Genomic DNA, 25,702 nt, shown 5'->3' on the forward strand with positions numbered 1-25,702 from the left:
CCCGCAGCGGAAAGGAATGTCGACGATGACCTATAAATTAGTTAAGCAAATTGTGCACGATGACGTTTTGAGAAATAGCTTTATTGACCTCGCAATTAAAACCTTCGATCTCTCCTTTAAAGAGTGGTACCACAAAGGATACTGGACCGACGCCTATATTCCTTATGCCCTGGTGAACAACAATAAAGTGATTGCTAATGCCTCCGCCAATATTATCGATCTTGTCTGGCGGAACGAACCCCGACGTTATATTCAAATCGGTACCGTGATGACCGATGTGGATCATCGGAATAAGGGGCTGGCCGGGCAGCTCATCAGGCAGATTCTGGCGGACTGGCAGAATAAAGCCGACGCTTTTTTCTTGTTCGCCAACCCAACAACCGTTGATTTTTATCCACAATTCGGTTTCAGGCGCACAGATGAGCATCAATATATCCTGCCAGTAATGCCAACGGCGGGTGACTTTCGCAAGCTCGATATGGACCAGCCAGAAGAAGTCGCACTATTGCAGCGCTACTATCAAAAATCGAACCCCTTTTCACAATTGCGAATACAGCATAACTTCGGATTATTAATGTTCTACTGCTCCGCCTTTATGAAACACTTCGTCTATTTTTCTGAAAAGAATCAGGCTATCGCAATAGCGATGCAGCACGGCCCGGCACTTATCTGTTTCGATATTTTTTGCGATAACGGCGGTTCCCTGGCAGGCATTATAAATGAACTCGCCGACGCGCATACCTATCAGGCTATTCTGGGTTTTACCCCAAAAGAAGGGCGGGCTGGCGAATATGAAAAAATAGAAGGTGAAGATATTTTATTTATCTACCCGCACAAAGAAAATATCTTCGCAGAGAATAAGCTAATGTTTCCGCTGTTATCCCACGCCTGACCCATGCCACCGCCGCCTCCTGGCGGCTATACCCTCCTTCTCTGCGCCGACCACCCTGACGATGATTCAGCGCCATTTACACCATGAAAACGCGATATTATTCCGCCGCCAGCCACCGTTCAAACGCCTGTAACGCCAATTCGTTGATCCCATTTTCCGACGGCCTCACCAGACAAAAGCGCTTACTCAACCGATGGGATATCGGCCAGGGCGCCACTAATTGCCCATTTTCAAGTTCATTTTCGACATAAACATGCGGCACCAGCGCAACACCCTGCCCGGCGAGGGCAGCGGCAATCGCCATTTCGTGCAGATCGTAACGGACACCTTGTGCCGGATTATTCAACGTGATCCCACTCTCATCAGCGTAGAGACGCCACGCATCGGGATTCTGCCGTCGGTGAATGCGCGGTAGCGCGCTCAACTGGCTGGCGAAATGGCCTCCGGTGAGTAACGCCGGATGACAGACCGGCACCAACCTTTCCTCAAACAGAAAACGCATACGCATCCCGGCCCACGCGGGATGTTCAAAGTGAACCGCCGCGTCAAAACCACTGCCGGTAATGATAAACGGATCGGTTCTGACCGCGATATTCAGGATAATATCCGGGTGCAGGCGATGAAAATCACCCAGTCGGGGAATTAACCAGCGGCTGGCAAAAGTAGGCGGCGCGGCGATTTCCAGGCTTCGACTGCCGTCCGCCGCCCCCATCAGATACTGAGTATCTCGTTCAAGCCGTTCCAGCGTTTCACGCACATGATGCGCATAACGCGCACCGTTAGGATTCAGTTGCACACGACTCCCCGTCCGCGTGAACAACTTACAGTTCAGCATCGACTCAAGCCGGGCAATCTGCCGGCTGATCGCCCCTTCGCTGAGCGATAATTCTTCCGCCGCACGGGCAAAGTTACCGTGCCGGGCGGCCGCTTCAAAGACCTGAAGCGCAGTACTGCTGGGAAGTTTTTTTCGCATTCTGGCAACCTCTGCCGACATTAACCTTAATGACAAAATATCATTGACCAGTGAAATAATATCGCTTCATACCGCTCAATACGCAACGTAGCATGATCAAACATCAAGTTAACGGCGATTCAAACATACAGAGAGCGATCAATGTTATATCTCGTTGAGTGCACATATGCCGACCGGGAAAGCGAAACCCGCTGGAATGCGTTTTACAACCAACAAAAGCTGCCAGCGCTGGTCTCTGTCAACGGGTTCAGCGCCTCACAACGTTTCAAAGCGCTTTCCTCCGGCTGCCCGGTATATCTTGCCATTCATACCATCAAAGATGCGGATGTGATTACCTGTGAAGAATATCAGCGCAAGGGCGGCGGTAACTTTTCGCACTGGCAACAGCATATTCGTGACTGGCATCGCAATCTGTACCAATACGCAGGCTCTTTTCCTGCCGTCGCTGTGGAAGAGGTTTTGCTGCTGAGCCTTGAGTCAGTTGACTTTATTGACGCAGAGTTGGGATATCGGCCCACAATACTTCAGGCTGCAGGGCTGGATAAAAACCCGCCGCAACGCGTGGCTTACATTCTCCCTCGCCGAGAGGCCTCACTCGTTGCGGCGCGAGAAAAAGCCTGGATATATGAACCCATAACCAGCCAGTTACGCAGTCACGCCGATAAACAATCCCGATCAAGGTAATACATTATTATGCCTCATCCATCTTTTAGTTCCCGCCAGATTGGCGATTTTCTGGTAACGGCCCTCAGTGACGGCAATATGACGGCCAGCCTGACGCTACTGTCCGGCATTGATAGCATCGATGCTGAAGCCATCCAGCGCCGCGCGGGCGTTACCGTCCCCGGCAATATCGACATCAGTGGCTATCTTATCCGCGGGCGGGGGAGGACGATTTTGGTCGATGCCGGTACAGGCGGGCACAATAACGCAGGCGGCGCGCTGACAGCGAGTCTGCGCTTGTCGGGCATCAGGCCTGAAGAGGTTGATACCGTGCTGCTGACTCATACTCACCCGGACCATATTGGCGGGTTGCTCAACGCAGACGGCACACTGGCTTATCCCAACGCCTGCCTGCATCTGCATCCTCTGGAAGCGGAATACTGGCAGAATGATAGAACGCTAAACCAGGCCAGTGAACGGGGGCGGAGAAACATCGCACTCGCCCGCCGAACGCTGGACGCCTGGGCCCACAGACTCCGTTTTCTGAATGATCGCGAAGTGATCGAAGGTATACAGCCGGTATGGCTACCTGGTCATACCCCTGGCCACTGCGGGTTTCGCATCGAGTCCGCCAATGAAAGTCTGCTAATCTGGGGCGATATCGTCCATTTCCCGCCGATCCAGATCGCCTGTCCCGCAGTGGCCATTGCCTTTGATTGCGATCCCACACAGGCCAGAATCACGCGGGAAAAGCTCCTCGCTCAGGTCGCCAGCGAAAACCTGCTGGTTGCCGGTATGCACCTTGGCGGATCGGGGTTTGCGCATATCGTCGCAACTTCACGCGGGTACCGTATAAATTATTCTGCAAAATAAAGGCAATTCCGACCCAAAATATCCCCCAGACTAAAGTGGATTCCGTTAAGGAGTATTTGCGGGCTAACTTATGCCTTATTGTCAGCCGAAGACCGGGTTAACCGGCGGGTGTAGCACAACGGCATCCGGTACAAAAACGGATAAAAACGCCAACGCCGGAATAGCGCATTGCTTAACGTTCTGGAAAGTGTCTCTGAAGGAGAAATAAATATTTAAACGACGCGGCAGAAAACAGTGAAGATATTCATCGTTCTATACGGAAACGGAAAAGGTTACATTACTTTCTCAGGAGGTTCCTTGCCGGATATCCACTGTGCCGGTGAGCGCCGGGATTCATCGCCGCCTGCTGCACTTCTTCATTTATCTTCAATCGTAGATTGGTTGGCAAAAAATGGCGGTGTAGCATCGTACCGGCAAATTTTACCGTCTGTGAGTAAACAATTACCCTCACGCCACACCAGATAAAGCTGGCGATCGGCTGTTCCCTGGGCTGTTCCAGGCTCTCTTCCATACCTCCCCTCCCTGATGTTGTAAACAAAGAAACAGCGTTACTGTAATGCCACATTATGAAGATATTATGTGGTCAACTTGATGCATTTCTCATTTATCGTCAGTCGCAATAAAAACGCCGCTGTTCACTCTCGCTCATGCGGCGAGCGTCTCTTCATTCGGCGTAGCAGCCAGAGCAGTCCCAGCATAATGGCGAGGTAGCCCATAACGTAAATGCCTTGTTGTTTTCGCCCGGAAAGATCCGGGTCAGCGACCCATGCCAGAAATGCAGTGACATCCCTGGCGTACTGCGCCTCCGTTTCCGCTATCTGCGACGCCGGGTGCCATTTTATCTCGCCGTCGGAAAGCGGTTTCGGCATATTCATCACCCCACCTGGAAAATAGCGATTAGCTTTCATTTCAGGATCGTCAGGCAGGTAACCGGTTAATAGCGCAAAGACGTAATCCGCGCCCTGATCCGTATAGGGCAGAAAGGCATCAAACAAGAATTGCGGAAAACCACGATCGTAGGAACGGGCCCGGACGATATAGCTCAGGTCAACGGGTTCCGCGCCGTTATTGAAGTATCGCGCTTCCCGCTCATTGAGATAAGGCGAAATAAAGCTGTCATTTAGCGTCCCGTCCCGCTCCCCCACCTGGCCATCATCCTGAATCTCAGGGAACTGATAGCCGCTGGCGATACTTTTTGCCTCTTCAGGCGTGAGTTCAGGGCCGCCGGGCCGGGTCAGATTGCGAAAAGTAAGGTGTTTCATACCGTGGCAGGCACGACATTTCTCTTCATACACCTGCAGGCCGCGCCGCAGTTGTTGTTTATCATACTGGCCGACAATACCGCTAAAGCTCCAGTCCTTCCGTTCAGGCACCGCCTCTTTCGCACCGGTCGCGCCTGATGCCAAAAGAGATAAGCACAGAATGCTGAATACCAGTCGTTTCATTGTCAATCCTGCTTTTCGAGAAAACGACGACAGGGTAAAAGGATTAAAAACCAGGCAAACCAGATCAGCGTGGCAAGCTGAGATGCCGGGCGGATCCACCCCTCTTCATTACGGAAACCGTCAATCAGATCGGGGCCCACCAGCGCTTTTGACCCCAGCCAGCCTAAAAAACAGGCATTCATGACCCACAGCCAGAAGCCGCACTTCACCAGTTTGCTGTAATGGCGAAACCGCGCCCGGGAGGTATCAAGCCAGGGCAGGAAATAGAAAATCAGTATCGAACCGCACATCGCCGCCAGACCGGCAAATTCATTCGGGAAGCAGCGTAGCATTGAGAAGAAAGGGAGAAAGTACCATTCAGGCGCGACAGTCGCCGGCGTCACCGTTGGATCGGCTGGAATAAAGTTGTCGGCGCTACTCAGGTAGTGCGGAGCAAAAAATAAAAACCAGGCAAAAAGCATCAAAAAAAGGGTGATTTTGATGGCATCGAGGTCGCTGATTTTGTAATCGAATAACAGGCTTCTCGACGCTTTCTCGCTGAACGTCTTTTTCATCGCCTGAGCGAATGCCGATTGCACGGTACGAATATGAAAAATCGTCGCCACAACAATCAGAAAGGGGAAAAGAAAGTGGAAAACAAAAAAACGCCCCAGCATCGGCGTTCCCGGCGTATGGCTTCCGAGCAACCAGGCGTAAAGCGTGCCCCCCACCAGCGGAATAGCCTGGACAAAACGAGTAATGACCGTGGCCGCCCAATAACTTTTTTGCCCCCAGATAAGACTGTAGCCGAGAAATGCGGTCATCATCAGCAGCACGTACAGCGTCACGCTAATCATCCACATGGTCACCCAGGGTTTGCGGTACACGCTGTAGTACATGCCGCGAAAAATATGCAGATAGCAGGCGAAGAATAACAGCGACGCGCCAATTGCGTGCATATTGCGCAACAGCTCGCCGTGGCGAACCGCACGCATAATATGAATAATGGAATCAAAGGCCAGTTCAGCCGTCGGCACGTAAAACATCGCCAGCACGATCCCCGTGAGGATCTGCACGCCAAGCATAACCAGCAGGATAGCGCCGACGGCGAATACCCAGAGTCCGGCGACCGAGCGCGGAAAAGGGATACGCCAGCGCAGCGAATAGACCCGTTCACGCCCCATCTCAGGCTTCCTTCGCACCAATGCGCACGGTCTGGCCGTCGGGATGAAACGCGTAATCCGGGATGGCCAGATTCGCCGTTGCCGGTCCGCGGGTTACGCGCCCGGAAGTATCAAACTCTGAACCGTGGCACGGGCAGACCCAGCCCTGCCCGCCCGGTCTGGCGTTGGGGACGCATCCGGCATGCGGACAGTATCCCTCAATCACCAGCCATTGAGGATAACCGGCAGTCACCCGTTCGCTGTCAGCCTGGGGGGCGAGAAGCGTAGTGGGATCGACATCCCTGGCGGCGGCGATTTCCTCCGCCGTGCGATGATGAATAAGAATCAACTTTCCCTGCCATACCCGCCGGAGGGTTTGCCCGGCGGCAATCCCCGCAAGAGAAACATCGATCGGTTCATTCTCACCGCGCGTTTTTTCATCCGGGCCTAAAGCAGAAACCAGCGGCCAGACGGCGGCGGCAACGCCTGCCGCTCCGACGAATGTTGTCATCCTGCACAGGCATTCCCGACGCTGCTCCTGAATGTCGTCATCTGCATGTTTGTTATCCGCCATCATGCACTCCTCCCTGCATATCGTGGGTTACTGTTTGTCGATACGTGCGTAAATGGCCTGGAAACGCTTATCGGCAATTCCCGGCGCCTTGAAAGCACGATAGCTGTCTGGCAGAGAGGCATCGCCAACCTTAATCAGCATCACCATCCCCTGGGCGTAATGCGGCGTGCATTTGATGCCGTAAAATCCGGCATGGTCATATTTCACTTCGATCTCTTCATCGATTTTGCCGATAAATCCCGGGTAGCCAGCAGGAGACAGTTCTGCGATTGAAGCCGCGTTGTGGCTCTTGTGCTTGCGGATAAACTTCACCGTATCACCGGGTTGGATCTCCAGGTAATCCGGCTCATAGACCATTGGCCCCGCCGCGCCACGATTTTTCATCAACACTTCGTGGGTTTGTGCGAAAGCGGAAGAGGCGATCGCCAGTAAACACAAAACTTTCAGACTCTGTTTGAGGTATTTCATCAGTTCTTCCTTAGCATTCATCTGGTCTCTGATAACGAATAAAGCAGCTTGCGCCATCCGGTTCGCGTTCAATGACGGTATCAATGCCGAACCAGGCGTTAATATTTTCGCGGGTAAAAACGGCGCATGGCGCTCCTTGCATCACCATGCGTCCGGACGTCATAACGAGGATGCGATCGCAAAACATCGCCGCATGATTCAGGTCATGCAGGGCGGCAATCACCGTGAGCTTTTCGCGTTTCACCAGACTCAGCAGGCCAATCTGATGTTGAATATCAAGGTGGTTGGTGGGTTCATCCATCAACAGTAGCTGCGGCTGCTGGGCCAGCGCCCGGGCGATATGCAGACGCTGTTTTTCTCCGCCGGAAAAAGTATGCCAGCAGCGGTGCTGCAACGCCTGAAGCGCGACTTTTTCCAGCATCGTTTGCACGATGTCGTCATCTTTTTGAGACCACGGCGAGAGCAGGCTGAGCCAGGGCGTTCTCCCCAGCGAAACGGCCTGCAACGCGGTAAGACGTTCACTGGTCTCCGCCTGCTGCTCAACCAATGCCACCTTCTGCGCCAGATGACGACGCGAGTACTGTTGCAGTGCCTTTTGCTGCAGAGCAATCTGGCCGGAAGTGGGCTTCAGCAACCCCGCCAGCAATGAAATGAGGGACGTTTTACCCGAACCGTTGGGGCCGATGATACCGACAAACTCGCCTGGCGTGACGCTGAGCGAGACATCATCAACAATCATCTTGCCTTTCACCTGCCAGCGCAGATTGCGCGCTTCGATAACCGCATCAGCAGAGGTCTCAAAAGGGATTACCGCGTTCAGCGTCATTTGGCCCGGCCTCCTCTTATCAGGATGAGTGAAAACGCTGGCGCACCAACCAGCGCGGTGATCACGCCTATTGGTAGCACCTGGCCTGGCAATAAGGTGCGGGAAATAACGTCGGCGATGACAAGGAAAATGGCGCCGGTCAGCGCACTGACCGGCAGCAGCCGATGGTGCTGATTGCCAACCAGCAGACGGGCGGCATGAGGGATCACCAGGCCAACAAAGCCAATCGCGCCGACAATAGAGACCATAATTGCCGTCATGCCGGTGACGGCGGCGATCAGCACCGCGCGGGTACGTTTTACCGGAATTCCCAGCGATGCGGCGGATTCCGCGCCAAAAGAGAAGGCATCAAGATGACGAGCATAAAAAAAGCACAGCACAATGCCGATCAGCGCAGTGGGCACCGCCAGGACGACATCAGGCCAGCGCACGCCGCTGAGATTACCCAGTAACCAGAACATGATGCCGCGGGCCTGCTCGGCGTTTGCCGAGCGGGTGATAATCAGTGAAGTCATCGCATTGAAAAGCTGCGAACTGGCGATCCCGGCCAGAATAATTTTGGTTGTGACGCCACCGCCCTGTCTGCCGCCAGCGGCCATCGCCAGCAGCGCAACGAACAGAAATGCGGTCAGTGCGCCAATGAAAGCCCCCAGGGACATGCTGACGATCCCGGCGCCAAGCCCGGTGAGCGCAATCAGCACCGCGCCAGTAGAGGCGCCCGCGGAAATACCCAGCAGATAAGGTTCGGCAAGCGCATTGCGCAGCAACGACTGAAGCACAACCCCGGATATGGCCAGGCAGGCGCCACAACTGGCAGAGACCAGCGCGCGCGTCAGGCGGTAGTTCCAGATAATTCCCGCATCCAGCGCATCGACAGGATAGCGGGCATCAAACAGACGATTTGCCAGCGTGCTGAGTACGTGCCCCCAGGGAATAAAGGTTTCGCCAATAGAAATCCCTGCCAGCAGGACGCAGCACATGAGCACGCTGACCCAAAGGGTGTGTCCACCGACTCTCACCGCAAGTTGACCGATAGCACGGCGCGTCCTGCGAGAATCACTGATCATTATCTGCATTCCTGATTACCTGAAATACGCGATGACCCGGAGCCTGCCTGACCCATCAGGCGATGTTATTTGCCCGTTTGGTCTTCGACAGCGATAACGCCAAATGCAGTGCCCTCCAGGACGACCCGCAGGGGGAGCGTCGGGAATCATCGGCGCGTACTGCCTGTACGTGCCGGATGTTCCGCTCTGTCCGTATCCAGACTGGCTGCGACAATTTGCGCCGTTAACCGGGCAGTAAGGCAAGACCAGGGGTAAAACGTCGCTTAATGAGCGGCCTGCGGATGCGCTAAGCCGTACTCAACCAGGGCGTCAGCCAGTTTTTCCACCCCATCAATGGTTCTAATCCCGGCGTTCATGGTTTGTACATCAATGACCGGCAGATGGTTTTCCTTCACTGCGGGAAGCAGGCTGGTGACGGGGTCAGATTTCAGGTATTCCATTTTGACTTTCCAGTCATCAGCGGGGAAGCGGCGACGGCTCATTTCACCGAGCACAATGACGGAAGGATTGGCTTTAGCGATAGTTTCCCAGCCTACCGTGGGCCACTCTTCAGCGGAATCAATCACGTTTTTCACGCCCAGCGTTTTCGCGATCCATGCGGCCGGACCAAACTTCCCGGCAACGTAAGGATCGAGCTGCAGGTCGGCACTGGAGAACCAGAAAACGACGGAAACGTTTTTATCCATTGCGGAAATTTTATTTTTGGCTGCCGCTTCCCGCGCCTTAAGGCTGGCAATCAGCGCATCGCCTTTATCCTGAACGTCGAAGATTTTCGCCAGATCGGCGATTTCCTGGTACACCATTGCGATATCAAACATGCTCTTACGTACACCGTCGCCGCCATCTTCGTTATCTTTTGCGCAGTCGGCTGGCGCGGTATAAACAGGCACTTTCAGTTCACTAAACTGCTCGTAAGACGCCACCGTCCCCGCCGGGCCGATTTGCCACTCAAACTGGCTGGCAACCAGATCCGGCTTTTTCGCAATGATCCCTTCGAAACTGGGAATGTTTTGTGCAATAACGGCAATTTTCTCATTTGCCGCTTTATACGCATCCGGTACCGGGCCAAACCAGAGCGAGGTTCCGACCACGCGGTCGGCCAGACCCAGCGAATAAAGAATTTCAGTGCTGTTCTGACCGACCGTTGCCACGCGCGTTGGCGCCTGATTGAAGGTAAGCTCGCGACCACAGTTTTTAATCGTCAGAGGATATTCGGTTTTTGCCGCGCTGGCGAAACCGGCATTCAGAAACAGAACCGCGGCGCCCGTCATTGCCAGAAGCGTTTTTTTCGAAGTAAAAGAGGTAGAATTAGCGTGCATTATCATCGTCCCGTCGATGCCAGAAGGTTAACCTCTGGTCATGGTTATTTCATTCCATATAGCGGGAGGAGACATGAAAATAGATGACATTGAGTCGTGAACGCTTTTGAATGATATTATGTAAAAGATGCAAATATACCCGTTATAGTTCAAGTTGCCTGTATGTTGACTGCGCTCACTTGCCGCGTGATTCACGCCTGCGGCTTCACCTCTACGGGGCCAACGCAAGCGCCGTTCAAAACGGTTAACCGTTTGTCATGCAACTCGAATTATTTAGGGGAATAAGCTTTATTTCGCCAAATATCGTATACATAAATTCATCACAGTTTATGTCAAATAATTCATCCCATGGACCATCCCGTCCACTCAATGGCGTACAACCTGACAGCAGGTCTCCTGACTCGCGGCAATCAGAATATCAGCCTTCCCATAAAGCATACTTTACAGTGACCAGCGGTTAATTAACCGCACAAGGATATTCGCTATCCGCCTACAGTTGCGGGGGCAGTTATGGCATTGAACTGAATCATTCGCACCATATTCCAATTCAAAACATAATCCATCATACTTCAGGCAGCAGGTGTCCCGGATATTCACTCACCTCAGTCACTGACTTGAGTCAGTTCCCTGGGCGCAATCCTCTTACCCTGCCGCGCGAATAATTTAGGCTATAAAAATGTAATGAAGTGCTGTCGACAGCGACTCTAGCGACAATTGTTAATAAGGTCAACCGTATGATAAATAAATAAAAACGTCATACAAACATCATTTTATATATAACTTACAATAAGTTAAAATAGACCGCTCTGGTATATGAGAATCACAATAAAAAGATAAATGAGAATTATATGATTATGATCAATTTAGAAATACTGAGCCGCTTAACTTAAAGGCGGGGTTCAAAGAACGACAAACGTCTCAGGAGAAAATTGCCCTTTAACCGGCAGGTCTGCGCTGAGAAACACATTCGGGATTAAAGATGTCCTGAGCGGCGGGCTGTATTACCCTGCCCACGCTGAAGAACAAATTCCAGGTCCTTAACAAGAAATACCTGAACCACAGGAATATCGATACGCGTCATCTCGCGCAGCGTAACGGGAATCATAATGCGCCAGGCTCAGAGTAGACAAGAATAGGGGAAAGAGATAATAACAACTCAGACGGGAAATACCGCTATCCGGAACGTCCCATTGCTTATGCATTTTCACCGCCCATCCCGGATCCCCCCGACGGCACTTATATGCCTCGTCTCTTTAACATTGCTGAACAGAACGCTTAATCGCATTCAACCTGATTTTGCGCTGGCCGCGAAGGGCTCAGGGGTGAAGCGGATCGCCGTGGCCAACGCGGATATAACGGGAAGTATGCCGGGTATATACCGCAATGTTCTCAGCGATATATACGCCAGCAAGTCGATTAATAGCTCAGCCTGAACGTGTAGGCATATTCCAGCCCAAGCTCAAAATCCCAGGGCAGAGGATGCAGAATAAGCTGCTCCCCCAGGATCTCGAACGGCACTGGGATCGGCTGCCCACGGCACAGTAACTCACAGGTGCCCGGCGTCATTCCTGACAGGATGCGTAAAGCAAAGTTGTGGGTAGGCCAGCGGGTGAGAATCAGGTAATCGTGGGCGCCTGCGCAGGTCAGAAAAGCGTGCTCATCGTCGTGCTGTAAGCGGGTACACATTTCGCTGCCATAAATCGCTTCGCCGTTTACCGCCATCCAACGACCGATGTCCCGTAACCGTTCCTGTTGTATAACCGGGATGCGGCCATCCGCAGTGGGGCCAACGTTTAACAGGAAGTTTCCCCCTTTAGCAACGATCCCGATGAGCTGGAGAATCAGTTGCTGTGATGTGCAATAATCCTCCAGTTGTTCCGCACGGTTATAACCGTAGGATTTGCCGATACCGCGACTCTCCTCCCACGGATGAAGCCTGCCGAAACCATCTTTATCGTTATACTCGGTACTGTAATAATCGCCATGTTCGCCCGGCATCTCTTTACAAAACCGATCGTTCACTACCACTTCGTCTTTATTCGGCGCATCGTTGTACAACCAGCACAGGAATTCTTTAGTCTGGCTATATTCTTCGCTAAAGTCCCACTCTCCGCCATCAGCGAAAATCAGGCTTGGCTGATAGTTGGTAACCAGCTCTTTTAACTGAGGAATAAGGATTTCATCCGGATAACGCGCCTCGGCAATACCAAACTTTTCGCGGTCGCGCTGAGGGATAAAAAAACCGCCTTCAGGGCGATGGCTTGAGTTGGTTTCCCATTCAACGCTGGAATAGTAGATCCCCATTTTTAGCCCGCAGTCACGGACGGCCCGGGTGATATCGCCGAGCAGATCGCGCTGCGGCCCGGTGTCGCCGCTGTTCCACCCTTTCTTATGGCGATTTTCAGTCGGCCACAGGCAGAAGCCGTCATGATGTTTTGTCGTCAGCACCACATATTTCGCCCCGGAGGATTTAAACAGTTCGGCCCAGGCCTCAGGCTCAAAAAGCTCAGCTTTAAAGAGCGGGGCAAAATCACGATAGAGAAAATCCGGGGCATAGTTTCTCTGGTGGAAATCATCATCATTATTGCGATACTGACCATAAACGCTGGCGTAATACCACTCGGCGTAAGATCCGAACAAGGCGTTATTAATTTTTCGCCATGAGGGAACGGAGTAAACCCCCCAGTGGATAAAAATGCCGAACCTGGCCTCGTTATACCACTGAGGTATCTCCCGGCTATCGAGGCTTGCCCAATCGGGCTGATAAGTTTTTTGGGTCATGGGTTGATGTTCCACGTTGTCCTTCGGTTCAGCGCCTGATGAATCAGGCGCTGTCAATATTTATTCCACAGAGACCTGTTCAAAGCGATGACCGCCAACCGGAGAGATCCTGTAACCTTTCACTTTATCGCTGATGGGTTCATACACCGTTGAATGGCCGATCATCACTGCCGGTACCTGCTGCGCCATCAGTTGCTGCGCCTGCTGATACAGTCGAACGCGCTGGTCATGATCCGGCTCGCTGCGCGCGGCATTAATCAGCGCTTCAAAGGATTTATCGCACCACCGCGAATAGTTCGCGCCGCCGTTCACTGCGGCGCAGCTAAAGAGCGGGCTAAAGAAATTATCCGGATCGCCATTATCACCTCCCCAGCCAATGAGTATCGTCTGGTGATCGCCCTGTGAGGCGCGTTTCAGATATTCACCCCATTCATAAGTGACGATTTTTGCCTGTACGCCAATAGCCGCCCAGTCAGCCTGAATCATTTCCGCCATCCGCCGTGCGTTTGGATTATAGGGGCGCTGGACCGGCATCGCCCAAATCTCGGTGCTGAAGCCATTGGCATAGCCCGCCTCGGCAAGCAACTTCCTGGCGTTGAGCGGATCGTAATCATGACTTTCGCGACCCGGCGCGTAGCCCCACATGGATGGCGGCAGCAAACTGTTGGCAATCTGGCCCGTGCCTTCATAAACCGCTTTGATAATATCGGGTTTGTTAATTGCCAGCGCCAGCGCCTGGCGAACTTTCAGGTTATCAAATGGCTTCTTCTCGACATTAAACGACAGATAGCCGGTGTTCAGGCCAGCCTGGCGCAGCAGAGTAATATGCGCCGCTTTACTGATGGCCGGAATATCCGCTGGATTTGGCGAGGTCATGATCTGACACTCATTTTTTTGTAGTTTAGCGAAACGTATCGAAGCATCCGGCGTAATACTGAATACCAGACGATCGATTTTCGTTTTTCCGCCCCAGTAATCGGCAAAGGATTTATACAGAATACGTGAATCCTTCTGATACTGGACGAGCTGAAATGGCCCGGTTCCGATCGGCGCAAGATCGAGTTTCTCCGGTGTCCCCGCGCGCATCATTTTATCGGCATATTCCGCCGAGGTGATCGAGGCAAAACCCATTGCGATATCCGCAAGGAAAGGAACTTCAGGGTGAGCGAGAGTGAAAACCACCCGCCGATCGTCAAGTTTACGGACGCTGACGATCAGTTTATCCAACCCCATTCCCGTAAAATAGGGGTAGTTGCCGCCCGAGACCTTATGCCACTCAGAGGCCGTATCTTTCTGGCGCATAAAACTAAACACCACATCATCGGCATTGAAATCCCGGCTGGGGGTAAAATCCTTATTGCTTTGCCATTTCACATGCTCACGTAGGTAAAATGTGTAGGTTTTGCCATCGGGGCTGATTTCCCAGCGCTCCGCAAGGGAGGGGATCAGATCGGTGGTACCGTATTTAAAATCAATCAGTCGGTTGTATATGGGGTTAGCGCTGGCGTCATTGGTGACGCCGGTAGTATATAACTGCGGATTAAACCCCTCCGGCGACGCTTCAGAACAGTAAACCAGGGTTTTCGCCTGGGCTGCCGGAGTGACGGCGAGTGAAGCTAACAACGCGGGCAACATGAGCAGATAGTTTATTTTCCTCATATATCATCTCTTTTCGTCAGTTTTATAAGCGTCTTTGTGAGGCCGCATCGAATAACATCGCGCGCTGGTGATCCAGGGTAATAAAAATGGTCTCCCCCGCCCGCGCGCCGGATCGCCGGGTGGTAAACAGCATGATGTCATGGCCATATAACGTGCCGTGGATCAGTTCCGATAGCCCGGTAGGCTCCACTAATGACACCCGCAGCGGTAGCGCGTCCGCCCTATCCGCAGTGGCGAGGCTGATATTCTCAGGACGAATACCGTAAATCACCTCTCGCCCACTCTCTTGTACCGCCCACTGTGGATTAAGCGGTAACCGGACGTCGTCGCCGATAGCAACGCCGCTGGCGCACGTCAGGCCGTTAATAAAATTCATGGGGGGCGAACCGATAAAGCTGGCGACAAATTTATTCGCCGGGGTGTCGTACAGCTCCAGCGGTGTGCCCACTTGCTGAATAACGCCATGATTAAGCACCACGATACGATCGGCGAGCGTCATCGCTTCGACCTGATCGTGGGTGACGTAGACAATGGTGTTATTCATCTGCTGATGCAGTTTCTTAATTTCCACCCGCATCTGTCCGCGCAGTTGCGCATCAAGGTTCGACAGCGGTTCATCAAACAGAAACACCTGCGGTTGACGAACAATCGCCCTCCCCATGGCCACGCGCTGCCGCTGACCGCCGGAGAGCTCTTTTGGCCGTCGATCCAGCAAATGGCTGAGGCTGAGAATTTCCGCTGCCCGCCGTACCTTTTCGTCGATTTCGGCCCGCGGCCGCTTCTTAATTTCCAGGCTAAACCCCATATTGCGCGCCACGGTCAGGTGGGGATAAAGCGCATAGCTCTGAAACACCATCGAAATATCGCGATCTTTTGGCGGGACATCATTCATCAGCTTATTACCGATACGGATATCACCGCTGCTTGCCAGCTCCAGGCCAGCAATGGTGCGCAGTAACGTCGATTTTCCGCAGCCGGACGGACCGACCAGCACCACAAACTCACCATCCTGAATGGTGAGATTGATATCGCGTAAAACCTCGACGTTGCCATAGCATTTGTCGATTTGCGCCAGCGTAATTGCGGCCATTATTTACCCCTTAACCGCCCCTGCGGTGAGTCCCTGAACCAAATAGCGTTGAATAAAGGCAAAAAACAGACAGGCCGGGATCAGCGCCAGCACTGCCGCAGCCATCATGTCGCCCCAGGAAACCGCAAACTTAGAGACGAAGCTGAGCAACCCGACGGGGAAGGTCATCACCTCGTTCTTATTGATTAACATCAGAGAGAACAACAGTTCGCTCCAGGCCGCGGTAAAGACAAAACCCAGCGTTGCCGCCATACCCGGCAACGTGAGCGGCATCAGCACACGATACAGCGCCTGAAAGCGGGTACATCCTTCCAGCATCGCCGACTCTTCAAGATCTTTCGGAATAGCATCGAAAAACGACTGCATTAAAAACGTGGCGAAAGGAACATTAAACGCCGTATAGATGAGGATTAAGCCGGACAGGCTATTGGTGAGCCCGAGCGGCGCCATAACGCGATAAATCGGCGCAATAATCATCACCAGCGGGAACATCTGGGTGAACAGCAGCAGCGCGGCGATGATCATTTTGCTGCGAAACTGAAAACGCGAAAACGCATAGCCAGCAGCGGCGGAGATCAACGTGGTCAGCAGCGCTGTCGTCAGCGAAACGATCAGGCTATTGCTGAAAAACGTCGGAAAATCACTCTCCGTGAGCACCTTCCTGAAGTGGCTCAGCGTCAGACCGCTCGGCAGCAGGGTCACTCCCTGACTGAACAACAGTGGGTCCGGGGTGACGGCAATTTTGATGATCCAGTAAAGTGGAAACAGAGCGAACAGCAGATATGCGGCAATGCTGAGGCGATGTCCGATGAGCGGTAACAGGCGCATGATTTCTCCTTACTTCAACAGTTGATGACGAATACGCAGCAATACCAGCGCATAGACGGTCATCAGCAGTAGCAGAAACACAGCCATCGCCGAGGCGTAGCCAAAATCAAGTTTGCGATAGGCAGTGGTAAAGATGTAGCTCGATAAAATGGCGGTGGAGCCCGCAGGTCCGCCATCGGTCATCACGACGATCAGGTCGGCAAAGTTGGCAATCCAGATAGTGCGCAGCATCACGGTGATGGCAATCATCGGCGCGAGGAACGGCAGCGTTACGCGACGAAACTGCTGCCAGCCGCTGGCCCCGTCCATTGCCGCCGCTTCATACAAATCTTGTGGAATAGATTGCAGCGCGGCCAGCAGGGTGATGGCAAAAAATGGAATACCGAACCAGACGTTGGCGATCACTGGCCCCCACATTGCCAGTTGCGGATCGGACAAAATGTTGTAGGGCTGGCTCAGGATGCCTGAATCGCTTAACCACTGCGGCAACGGCCCGACCACCGGATTGAACAACCATGACCATGTCAGCCCGGAGAGAAACGCCGGCACGGCCCAGGGCAAGAACACCAGCGCCTGCACCCAGCGCCGAAAGCGAAACTCGCGATTGAGCAACAGCGCCAGTAGCAGCCCGAAAAAGAACTGCAACAGTAGCGAGCTCAGCGTCCAGTTGAGGGTGTGACCAAGCGCTTTAAAAAAGCGCCGGTCATCGAGCATGGCGGAAAAGTTATCCCAGCCAACCCAACCGTTCTCCATCGGGTTAAGCAAGTTCATGCTCTGAAATGCATAGGAAATACCGATCGCCATAGGGACAAAAATAAATACGGCGATCAGTACCAGCCCCGGCGACAGATAGCACCAGGGCTCCAGCATTCTCGCCCATCGCTGGCGACGAGAACGCATGTTGCTGGCCGGCAATGACGTATCAAGCATCAGCATCGTTCCTCATGAAGGCCATTATTTCTGCGCAGCAAGCCATGCTTTCTGCTCTTTCGTGAGGTATTTCGCCCACGCCTTCACCATCGTTGCGGTGTCGTTCTCTCCCAGCAGAGTCTCCTGCGAGCTTTCTTTGACGATCACCGAGTTGAAATATCCCCAGCCTTTCAGATGGGTAGGCATGGTCAACGGCACATAATTCGGATCGTTCAGTTCTTTAAACCAACCGGAAAACTGGGGGGTTTTATAGAAGGGGTCCTGTTCAGCACCCTGATAAATGGGCAACGTGCCGACAAATTTCGCCCACGCCAGATTGTTCGTTTTATTACTGAGGAAGGCGATCAACGGCCAGGCGAGATCGTTCTGCTTGCCTTGTCTGAACATCGCCCATCCGGTGTAGCCAATCGTCGGGAAGGCTTTGCCCGATGGACCTACCGGCATTGGCGCGACGGCGAAATCATCTGCTGGCATGCTATTTTTGATGGCGATCAGCGCATCGGGATCTTGATCCAGCATGGCGCACTTGCCGGAATAGAAACCGGAGACGATCTCATTGAATCCCCAGTTAATACTGTCTTTTGGCGCCCCGCCTTGCTGATACATATCCACCAGAAGCTGTGCGCCTTTAATCGCCCCAGGCTGCGTTAACGTGCTGTTGCCCTCTTTATCAAAAAACGCCGGCGAGCCGTTCATGGCCGTCATAAACATCATCCAGGCGTTGGTGCCGCCGACGCCGCCGCGCAGACAGTAACCGCTGATGCCGTGACCTAACGCGCTGATCCGTTTCGCATCGCTGGCAAATTCTTCCAGGGTTTTCGGCGGCTCGGTCAGACCCGCCTCTCTGAACAGTTTCTTATTCCAGAACAGCGCCCGCATATAGAAGCCATAAGGGATCATGGTGGCCTTGCCGTTAGCGGCACGCGCCATCGCTAAGGTTTTAGCGGTAAGTTGTCCCGTGCCTTCCCAGCTTTTCATCCGTGGTTCAAGGTCCTCAAGCATGTTGTTGCTGGCGTAGAGGCCCTGCCAGGTATCAGGCATCTCCACCACATCCGGGATCTGACCGCTCTGTAACATCGTCCCGAGTTTCTCGAAAGCCTGCCCCCATGGAAGCGAAATCAATTCGATTTCCGTACCAGGATGTTGCGCCTTATATTCATTGAGCATTTTCTGCAACAGCTCGGTACGCGGTGGGCTGGTGATCACTTCCACCACCGTCAGTTTGGCGGCCATGCTATTCAACGCCATGGTCAGTCCGGTTGCCAGAATCAGCGCTCTCAGCGTGAAGGGATGTGTCATTGCATTCTCTCCAGGGTGGTTTATGCGTGCGTTGCGGCGGTGAGGGCCTGTTGTAGATCGGCCCACAGATCCGCGGTATCTTCGAGACCGACTGAAATGCGGATCAGGCGGGGGGAAACGGCAAAATCAACAGCGGAATTAAACGCGCTGTCCTGATTGATAACGGAAATGGCCGGCATCACCAGGCTCTCAAATCCGCCCCAGCTCACCCCCATATGGAACAGTTGCAGGGCGTTGCACAGTTTCGGGATATCAATAGATTCCGCCACGGCAAATGAAAACAGCCCACTGTAGCCGCTCAGGGATGACCACGACGGCGGTTGCAGTCCGGGGTGATAAACCGCGGTCACCTGCGGGTGGGCCTGGAGATTTTTCGCCAGCGTCAGCGCGCTGCGATGATGTTGCTGCATGCGCAGCGGCAGGGTACGTAATCCGCGCAGTAGCAATGACGCTTCCTGGGCAGACAGTTTTCCCCCGAGATACGGGCTGATGTGGCGACTGATATTGGCGATGTGCTGCCGACTGGAAATCACCAGCCCCGCAACCACATCGCTATGGCCGCTGATGTATTTCGAGGCCGAATGCACCACGATATCGATCCCGCAGGCCAGAGGCTGCTGGAACAGCGGCGAAGCCCAGCTGTTATCAATAATGGTGGTCACCCCGGCGTCACGCGCCAGAGCAGAGAGTTGCTTAAGATTTTGTTCGCTCATCACCCAGCTTGCTGGGCTTTCCAGGTATAACAGACTGGCACCAGGCAACGCCGCGCGTATTGCCTCAGGATCGCCGCCATCAACAAACTCGGTGTCGATTCCAAAACGATGGCAGAAGCCGCGCAGGAAACGGTAAGTGTCAGGATAGACATGATTAATACAAACCACCTTTGCGCCAGGCGAGACAACGCTCAGAATCGCGTTGCTGATGGCCGCCATACCACTGCTAAACGCCAGACAGGCTTCACCGCCCTCCAGCGCCGCCACTTTATCCTGTAGCGCGACTACCGTCGGGTTATCGACGCGGGAGTAGAGTGGTTGATCGTTCTCGCCACGGAAACGCGCGATCATGCTGTCATAATCGCTGAAGGTGAAGAGCGATGATTGGTAAATCGGTGGGGATACAGCCCCTTTTTCATGGCGCAGATCATGGGTAAGCAGGGTTTGCTTCTCAAGCGGTTTAGCGTTTGGCATTAATCACATCCTTCATGTCGCGTTCAGTGATATCAAGAATCTGGTGGCAAATAGCCCGTGCCCCTTCGCTGTCGCGCTGACGAATGGCGTTGAAGAGCTCACGGTGCAGGGGTAAGGAGTCAGCAAACAGCGCCTGTTCAGGCGGCGACTCAAAAAAGGCGTGTAGCGAGTCGTAGACGCCGTTCAGCATCTGAAGCAGTAATGGGTTACCGGAGGCGCGATAAATGCTGGCGTGAAAGGCCCAGTCTTCCGCGCCCGCAGAACCGACCGCCATGTGTACGCGTTCCACCTCATCCAGCCGCCGCTCAATCTCGGCAAGATCCTCTGCGGTGGCGCGCTGAGCCGCCAGCACGCAGGATTCCGATTCGATAATACGGCGCACTTCCAGGGCGTGGAGCATATTGGTCGAGTCGTTTTTAAAGCGCAGTGAGAGAAAGCTATCGTTGATGCCAATATCCACCTGCAGGAAGGTACCGCTGCCTTTTTTGCGCAGGATAATTCCCAGCGCTTCCCAGCGTTTAAGCGCTTCACGTACCGTGTTGCGGCTTACGCCTAATTTCTCCGCCAGAATCCGTTCAGGCGGTAAACGGCTGCCAGTCTGGATGCCAGATTGCGCGATATAACGCGTCAACGCATCGAGAATCAACGTATCGCTCTGCGGTGTGGAAATAGGAGAAAGCGCTGCTGATGTGTTCATCGCCCTGCCTTAATTGGTCCAACATCTCTACCAATAGTTAAAGCAATAAGCAGGCCATATTTTTTATCATTGAATTTAAATGAGTTTTTTTATTCTGGATGATGAGTCTGGTTGTTTGTGGTGCAAATTAATCGGTTTTGCACCAGCGCAGATCCCGGCAAATGAGCGATTAACAGAGAAGCGTATGCCTGGCGCAGGCGACAGGGGAACAAGCGCGGCAATAATGGCCGCAACACGGATTAACGAGGCCGTCACGCGCAAACATCCGCGGGCCTGAGAGTGCACAACGGATGCGGCCTCGTACACCGGAACGGCGGTGCCGGCATATAAACGACCGCCGCTATAAAGATGAGACGGTTTGGTGCTACATGTAATGTTCAAACTGCCATGCAGCAACGGCCACCAGTACGAATAAGACAGCAAGGATAACGCCAGTCATCCGGCGGCGAGTATAGAACGCAATCCAGGCGGAGACGCCAATCAACGTCAAGGTCACCGGCCAACAGGCAATGGCGGTAAGGTAAGCAACTATCAGATAATCCTTAATCAAAACGCGCTCCTTTGATGGTTTTCCCGCCGTTTGGATCGCGGAATATGGTGATGGTACACCATCGCGCTAACGCGTTCCTTTATCTCTCCGTTAAATCAGTGCATCTGTACACCTTCTTGTGTATACCCGTCATACTTCAGAGGGTATGTGCGTTGACAATAACGCGGCCCATTTCTGGATCTCATCCCACAAGGTCCGTCAGGCGCTATTCAAAATGACTCATTGTCTTATTCTGCGACTCGAATTATTTAGGGTATAGATTACCCGTCTTCTCTGTTCATTAAAATAGAACGCGTTTATTTTTATGCTAACGACAGCTACAGGCCTCTTATATATATTGATATCAAATGGTGTTATTGGTGAGGCAGACCAATGATTGTTTAATATTACTCACTCTGGAGAATGAGATGAAAACATATGATAAGTTAACCTATGATTTTGATATCGCGTTAAAAAAACATGCTCCACGGGCTCAGCAGGTCAATATTTGCCTGGCGGAACATCCCGAAATATCGGGTAATGAACAACGTTCGTCAGAAGAACATATTCGTTTTTTAACAACGCTTGGGCTTACGGTTGAAAAAAACTATTGTGATATTCCCTATGCCTATTTCGCACATGTCGTTAAGAAGGCGAATGCTCAATATAAAATGGTAATTATTGCCGAATATGATGCTTTACCGGATATTGGTCATGCCTGCGGACACTGCGCCAGTGGGTCCATTTCATTACTCGCCGCTGCCGGGCTAAAAGAAATTGAGGATGCGTTAGATGTAGATATCGATATCATCGGCACACCTGATGAAGAATACACTGGTCAGAAAGTCCCCATGGTAGCAAAAGGTATTTTCGATAAATACGATTTTGCCATGATGATCCACATGGGCAGCGGCGTTTCAACGGCAAATTATCAGATTGTTTCACTTAGCGCTTTCCGCGTTCGTTATCGTGGAGTCAGTTCTCATGCCGCCGCCGCGCCATTTCTCGGCAAAAATGCCCTTGATGCGGCAACACTGTTGATGACTTCCTGCGGACTCCTCCGCCAGCAACTGCGACCTGGGACGATCATGTCTTATTATGTGGTTAACGGCGGTACCGTCAGCAACTCAATTCCAGACTTTTGCGAACTTGAGTTTATATTACGACACGATCGCAAATCGTATTTACAGGAAATAAAAACAAAAGTTCTTAATTGCATTAAGGGCGCCGCCATAATGACGGATACGCAATATGAAATTGAATTTGTAGGCAATGAATTTGCGGACATGCCGTATTTAAAAACGGGTACTGATACAGTGTGTGAAGTTTTTAATGAACTGGGTATAAAAAACGAACCGACTATCCCGATCACCATCTCTACCGATATTGGTAATGTCGGCTATGCCTGTCCATCCATGCACCCCATTCTGGCCGTTTGTGAGCAAAACTATCCATTACATACCAAAGAACTGGCGGCCGAAATGATTAAACCGACTATCAATACCACTATTGAAAATGGTGGGAAAGTATTAGGGCATACTTTCCTGAAATTTATTACCGAAAAAGAACGTTTCACCACTATTCGTGCTGATTTTACGCTGGCAGTGACCGCCTAAAAGAAGATTGCAGCTAATCAATGGTAGAGACTATTACAATGAAACTTAAAGATATTATTAGGTTAATAGTATTAGGTATGTGTGGCGGAACTATTTATCTCCTGCCCTATATGAAGTATTATTTTTTTAACCAAATGGTAGAAAACACTGGAACATCCGGGCAAGCATTAGGTTATCTTGTCACCATATTTGCTGTAGCCTGCCTTTTCCTGTTACTTCCAGGTGGCATTCTGGCCGATCGTCTATCGAGTAAAAAGTGTATTTTCTGGTCACTTATTAGTACCACGCTATTAACGATAGTTTATGCATTTACCTATCGCTCCTATACATTTTCATTGATCATCTGGTTCCTGCTGGCTTTTAGTTCAATTTTCCTCGCCTGGCCGGCGATCATGAAAACCGTGCGCACGATTGGTGGAGAAAGGACCAGCACGGCATATAGCATTTACTATGCTTCTAATGGTTTGACTGGCGCGCTGGCGGGATATATCACAATCAAGGTTTATGGGATGCTCGCTGCCAGCGATGCAGCAACCGGATTCTTCTGGAGTATTATGGTTTCTGCTATCGCTAATGCCGCAGTAGCCTTCTTGTTGTTATATCTGTTGCGCGATATCAAAGAGACCATTGAGGGTAAAGGCGGCAAGCTACCAACATTACAAGACTCCTATTCAGTCATGAAGATGCCTGTAATCTGGCTAATTGCTATCGTGATGTTTTGTACCTATTCACTTTACGTGGGGATCACGTTCTTTACGCCTTATCTGACATCCGCCTTTGGTATCAGTGATGAAGTTTCCGGCACGCTCTCATTGGTACGCTCTTATATTTTTATGTCGCTCACGCCGCTCACCGGTATTATTGCCGATCGCTGGATGAAATCGACGTTAAAATGGTTCACGATCGCAGGTCCTGTCGCTATTGTTTGCCTGATCGCGGTTATTGCAATCGGTGATGATGCAGGCATGATAGTACCGGTAATGCTGTTGACGATGGTCGCAGCATTTTTCGTTTGTACCTTATATGCATCAATGTTCTCAATTATGTCGGAGTGCAAAATTCCGTTGTCGATCGCCGGTACGGCAATCGGGCTGGTATCGATTTTCTCCTATACACCGGATATCATTATCCAACCGCTCTTTGGCTATTTTGTTGATAATAAACAGTATTCATATATTTTCATTTCCCTTGCGGTGATGGGTATGTTGTCGCTCATGTCCTGTCTTCTGTTGTTGCGTCGCAAATCCCAGGAATTTCCTGAGGTCGTGACTCGCTAATCGCATAAAATAGTGAATAGCTCAGATAGCGCTCTTCCAGGTTGACGTTTATTCCAGAAATACGCGAAAAGCGCTGTCGTCTCAAGGACAAGTGGAGAAGGAAATGAAAACCAACCAGATTCAATATTTCTTAGCCATTATCGATCACGGAGGGATCCGGGCGGCAGCAAGATCATTAGCGATTTCGCAAAGTGCAGTCACAAAAGCGCTCTCAGAGCTTGAAGAAAAATGTGGTAGCCAATTAATCGTACGCCAGACCAGGGGAGGGATTAAATTAACCAATACGGCCAAACGTATTGAGCCCTATTTTCGCTCAATCCAGGCCAATATGAATTGGGCAAAGGCTGCGATTGATAATACCAAAACCGGCGATTATGGGGTATTGCGTGTTGGCGTCACACCCCTTATCGCCACCACGGTGCTCGACGAAGCTTATAAATGGTTTCGTTCGCGCTTTAGTCACGTTCAACTCCAGTTCACCGATGGCCTGCTCAGCAACATCACGCCAGCATTAAAATCCAGCAAAATGGATTACGCCATTGCGCTGCTGATGGAAGACTGGTTCTGGGATCAGGATCAAATAGCCGTTGAAGAACTCTTTAGCCTTCCGCAGGGATTTGTCGCACGAGAAAATCATCCTATATTCCAGTCCCGGGATCCTAAGATGACATTAAGCCATTATGAATGGCTGATAACCATTGACTCCTTCGAAGAAGCCGATAGTTTTATTAGTCAATGTATTGTCAATCAGGGGATTGAAAAACCTCTTTCAGTTATGCTGGTCGATACATTGATATGCTACAAACTATTGCAGAGTACAGATTGTATTGCCGTCGTACCGAAGGCGCTTTTTCAAAACGCCCCGGGATTCGTCCGTATGCGAGCGTTAGATTTATACCAGTCAGCGCCGTGTTTTTCCCTGCCAAACCTAAAACTGGTCCTCCTTCGTTCACCCGCTAAACCCGTAAACCATGCTGGTGAATTTTTAATTCACTGTATTATTTCTACAATAAAGGCGCGTTTTAATCCTGTGTAAATAATGCCGTTGTACTCCACCAGATTGACAGGCAGCACCGGGAAAAATCAGAGAAACCACGCCGATAAACTGACAGCGGCGCAACAAGCCTGACTCTGGCCGCTGTCACAGCAGATTGATAGCATAAGAATTTATCATTTCAACTGGCATTCTTTGCTGATTTCATTCTCAATATCGCGTTCTTTCGAATGTTCCACAAGTCTCTTAAATTTACGTTTAAGCTCAATACCGGACGACGTACAGTTTTTGGCGTCGGCAAGTCGTACAGCAGCACTGTATGCGTTATAGCATTGGTCAACATCTGAAACGTTCTTTTTACATTTACTAAAAATAATAAAAGTACTGTCGGGATGTTGTAACATTTCTTCTATTTCAGTATTAGTTTGCGCCTCACGGAGTATTTGGGGGAGAAACAAAACTGTAGCAATCACTATCAGTACTGCGCCAGTAGCCGCCATTAATTTAAATGCCAAACTGATTCTCCCATTAACGCAATATTTGTTTACGGTTAACCGTCACATGGACGTGTTC

At 51.6% G+C, this 25,702-nt stretch carries 25 protein-coding genes and 1 riboswitch; of the genes, 6 read left to right on the forward strand and 19 right to left on the reverse strand.

Annotated elements, in window-relative coordinates; translation table 11 throughout:
- The first annotated feature begins 25 nt into the window (after positions 1 to 25).
- Positions 26 to 892 carry a GNAT family N-acetyltransferase gene (locus tag FN037_RS05810; RefSeq protein WP_142501724.1) on the forward strand — a complete coding sequence of 289 codons (867 nt, stop codon included), beginning with the start codon at positions 26 to 28 and terminating at the stop codon, positions 890 to 892.
- A 97-nt stretch (positions 893 to 989) separates the two neighbouring features.
- Here FN037_RS05810 and FN037_RS05815 read toward each other — a convergent pair whose 3' ends face one another.
- Positions 990 to 1,865, reverse strand: coding sequence for a LysR substrate-binding domain-containing protein (locus FN037_RS05815; RefSeq protein WP_142501725.1), 876 nt, complete (start codon positions 1,863 to 1,865; stop codon positions 990 to 992).
- Positions 1,866 to 2,006: 141 nt separating this feature from the next.
- On the opposite strand from FN037_RS05815, the gene FN037_RS05820 reads away from it, so the two are divergent.
- A complete protein-coding gene (locus FN037_RS05820; RefSeq protein ID WP_142501726.1) occupies positions 2,007 to 2,549 on the forward strand; it encodes a sugar ABC transporter in 543 nt (180 codons plus the stop codon).
- Between the two features lie 9 nt (positions 2,550 to 2,558).
- Positions 2,559 to 3,401, forward strand: a complete 843-nt coding sequence (locus FN037_RS05825) for an MBL fold metallo-hydrolase (RefSeq protein ID WP_142501727.1) — start codon at positions 2,559 to 2,561, stop codon at positions 3,399 to 3,401.
- A gap of 277 nt (positions 3,402 to 3,678) precedes the next feature.
- Here FN037_RS05825 and FN037_RS05830 read toward each other — a convergent pair whose 3' ends face one another.
- From FN037_RS05830 to FN037_RS05910, 17 genes are all read right to left on the reverse strand, one after another.
- Positions 3,679 to 3,912, reverse strand: a complete 234-nt coding sequence (locus FN037_RS05830; protein WP_138357879.1) for a hypothetical protein — start codon at positions 3,910 to 3,912, stop codon at positions 3,679 to 3,681.
- A gap of 124 nt (positions 3,913 to 4,036) precedes the next feature.
- Entirely contained in the window at positions 4,037 to 4,846 is an 810-nt protein-coding gene (locus FN037_RS05835; protein ID WP_142501728.1) for a cytochrome c1, read from the reverse strand.
- A gap of 2 nt (positions 4,847 to 4,848) precedes the next feature.
- Positions 4,849 to 6,009: a cytochrome b gene (locus FN037_RS05840; protein ID WP_142501729.1), complete on the reverse strand. Its 1,161-nt coding sequence runs from the start codon at positions 6,007 to 6,009 to the stop codon at positions 4,849 to 4,851.
- A gap of 1 nt (position 6,010) precedes the next feature.
- Complete coding sequence (petA, locus tag FN037_RS05845) at positions 6,011 to 6,562, reverse strand: ubiquinol-cytochrome c reductase iron-sulfur subunit (RefSeq protein WP_142501881.1); 552 nt, start codon at positions 6,560 to 6,562, stop codon at positions 6,011 to 6,013.
- A gap of 27 nt (positions 6,563 to 6,589) precedes the next feature.
- On the reverse strand, positions 6,590 to 7,030 hold the full coding sequence (locus FN037_RS05850) for a pseudoazurin (protein ID WP_138357885.1): 441 nt from the start codon (positions 7,028 to 7,030) through the stop codon (positions 6,590 to 6,592).
- Between the two features lie 10 nt (positions 7,031 to 7,040).
- Complete coding sequence (locus FN037_RS05855; RefSeq protein ID WP_138357887.1) at positions 7,041 to 7,856, reverse strand: ABC transporter ATP-binding protein; 816 nt, start codon at positions 7,854 to 7,856, stop codon at positions 7,041 to 7,043.
- Entirely contained in the window at positions 7,853 to 8,923 is a 1,071-nt protein-coding gene (locus FN037_RS05860; protein WP_241675599.1) for a FecCD family ABC transporter permease, read from the reverse strand. The genes FN037_RS05855 and FN037_RS05860 overlap by 4 nt, the downstream gene beginning before the upstream one ends.
- A 263-nt stretch (positions 8,924 to 9,186) precedes the next feature.
- A complete protein-coding gene (locus tag FN037_RS05865) occupies positions 9,187 to 10,242 on the reverse strand; it encodes an ABC transporter substrate-binding protein (RefSeq protein ID WP_138357889.1) in 1,056 nt (351 codons plus the stop codon).
- Between the two features lie 368 nt (positions 10,243 to 10,610).
- Positions 10,611 to 10,829: riboswitch (cobalamin riboswitch) on the reverse strand.
- A gap of 829 nt (positions 10,830 to 11,658) precedes the next feature.
- Entirely contained in the window at positions 11,659 to 13,023 is a 1,365-nt protein-coding gene (locus FN037_RS05870; RefSeq protein ID WP_142501730.1) for an alpha-L-fucosidase, read from the reverse strand.
- A 60-nt stretch (positions 13,024 to 13,083) separates the two neighbouring features.
- The gene (locus FN037_RS05875; RefSeq protein WP_138357893.1) at positions 13,084 to 14,682 is read right to left on the reverse strand and encodes an ABC transporter substrate-binding protein; all 1,599 of its coding nucleotides are present in this window, start codon (positions 14,680 to 14,682) and stop codon (positions 13,084 to 13,086) included.
- A gap of 22 nt (positions 14,683 to 14,704) precedes the next feature.
- The gene (locus tag FN037_RS05880) at positions 14,705 to 15,772 is read right to left on the reverse strand and encodes an ABC transporter ATP-binding protein (RefSeq protein ID WP_142501731.1); all 1,068 of its coding nucleotides are present in this window, start codon (positions 15,770 to 15,772) and stop codon (positions 14,705 to 14,707) included.
- 3 nt (positions 15,773 to 15,775) lie between these two features.
- Positions 15,776 to 16,600 (reverse strand): carbohydrate ABC transporter permease, encoded by an 825-nt coding sequence (locus FN037_RS05885; RefSeq protein ID WP_142501732.1) that lies wholly within the window; start codon positions 16,598 to 16,600, stop codon positions 15,776 to 15,778.
- Positions 16,601 to 16,609: 9 nt separating this feature from the next.
- On the reverse strand, positions 16,610 to 17,530 hold the full coding sequence (locus tag FN037_RS05890; RefSeq protein WP_185929220.1) for a carbohydrate ABC transporter permease: 921 nt from the start codon (positions 17,528 to 17,530) through the stop codon (positions 16,610 to 16,612).
- A 24-nt stretch (positions 17,531 to 17,554) separates the two neighbouring features.
- Positions 17,555 to 18,829, reverse strand: coding sequence for an ABC transporter substrate-binding protein (locus tag FN037_RS05895; RefSeq protein WP_142501733.1), 1,275 nt, complete (start codon positions 18,827 to 18,829; stop codon positions 17,555 to 17,557).
- Positions 18,830 to 18,849: 20 nt separating this feature from the next.
- Positions 18,850 to 20,016 (reverse strand): PLP-dependent transferase, encoded by a 1,167-nt coding sequence (locus FN037_RS05900; protein WP_138357901.1) that lies wholly within the window; start codon positions 20,014 to 20,016, stop codon positions 18,850 to 18,852.
- On the reverse strand, positions 20,003 to 20,713 hold the full coding sequence (locus tag FN037_RS05905) for a FadR/GntR family transcriptional regulator (protein ID WP_138357903.1): 711 nt from the start codon (positions 20,711 to 20,713) through the stop codon (positions 20,003 to 20,005). The genes FN037_RS05900 and FN037_RS05905 overlap by 14 nt, the downstream gene beginning before the upstream one ends.
- A gap of 364 nt (positions 20,714 to 21,077) precedes the next feature.
- A complete protein-coding gene (locus tag FN037_RS05910; RefSeq protein ID WP_138357905.1) occupies positions 21,078 to 21,263 on the reverse strand; it encodes a hypothetical protein in 186 nt (61 codons plus the stop codon).
- A gap of 407 nt (positions 21,264 to 21,670) precedes the next feature.
- On the opposite strand from FN037_RS05910, the gene FN037_RS05915 reads away from it, so the two are divergent.
- The 3 genes from FN037_RS05915 to FN037_RS05925 all read left to right on the forward strand — a co-directional run bounded on the left by FN037_RS05915 (position 21,671) and on the right by FN037_RS05925 (position 25,171).
- A complete protein-coding gene (locus FN037_RS05915) occupies positions 21,671 to 22,858 on the forward strand; it encodes a M20/M25/M40 family metallo-hydrolase (RefSeq protein WP_171034781.1) in 1,188 nt (395 codons plus the stop codon).
- Positions 22,859 to 22,896: 38 nt separating this feature from the next.
- Positions 22,897 to 24,135 carry an MFS transporter gene (locus FN037_RS05920; protein ID WP_171034782.1) on the forward strand — a complete coding sequence of 413 codons (1,239 nt, stop codon included), beginning with the start codon at positions 22,897 to 22,899 and terminating at the stop codon, positions 24,133 to 24,135.
- A gap of 103 nt (positions 24,136 to 24,238) precedes the next feature.
- Positions 24,239 to 25,171: a LysR family transcriptional regulator gene (locus tag FN037_RS05925; RefSeq protein ID WP_138357911.1), complete on the forward strand. Its 933-nt coding sequence runs from the start codon at positions 24,239 to 24,241 to the stop codon at positions 25,169 to 25,171.
- A 134-nt stretch (positions 25,172 to 25,305) separates the two neighbouring features.
- On the opposite strand, the gene FN037_RS05930 is transcribed toward FN037_RS05925, so the two are convergent.
- Positions 25,306 to 25,644 carry a hypothetical protein gene (locus tag FN037_RS05930; protein ID WP_138357913.1) on the reverse strand — a complete coding sequence of 113 codons (339 nt, stop codon included), beginning with the start codon at positions 25,642 to 25,644 and terminating at the stop codon, positions 25,306 to 25,308.
- Positions 25,645 to 25,702: the final 58 nt, after the last annotated feature.

Origin of the sequence: Klebsiella sp. 2680 (genome assembly GCF_900198535.1) — a bacterium.
GTDB classification, from domain to species: domain Bacteria; phylum Pseudomonadota; class Gammaproteobacteria; order Enterobacterales; family Enterobacteriaceae; genus Klebsiella; species Klebsiella indica.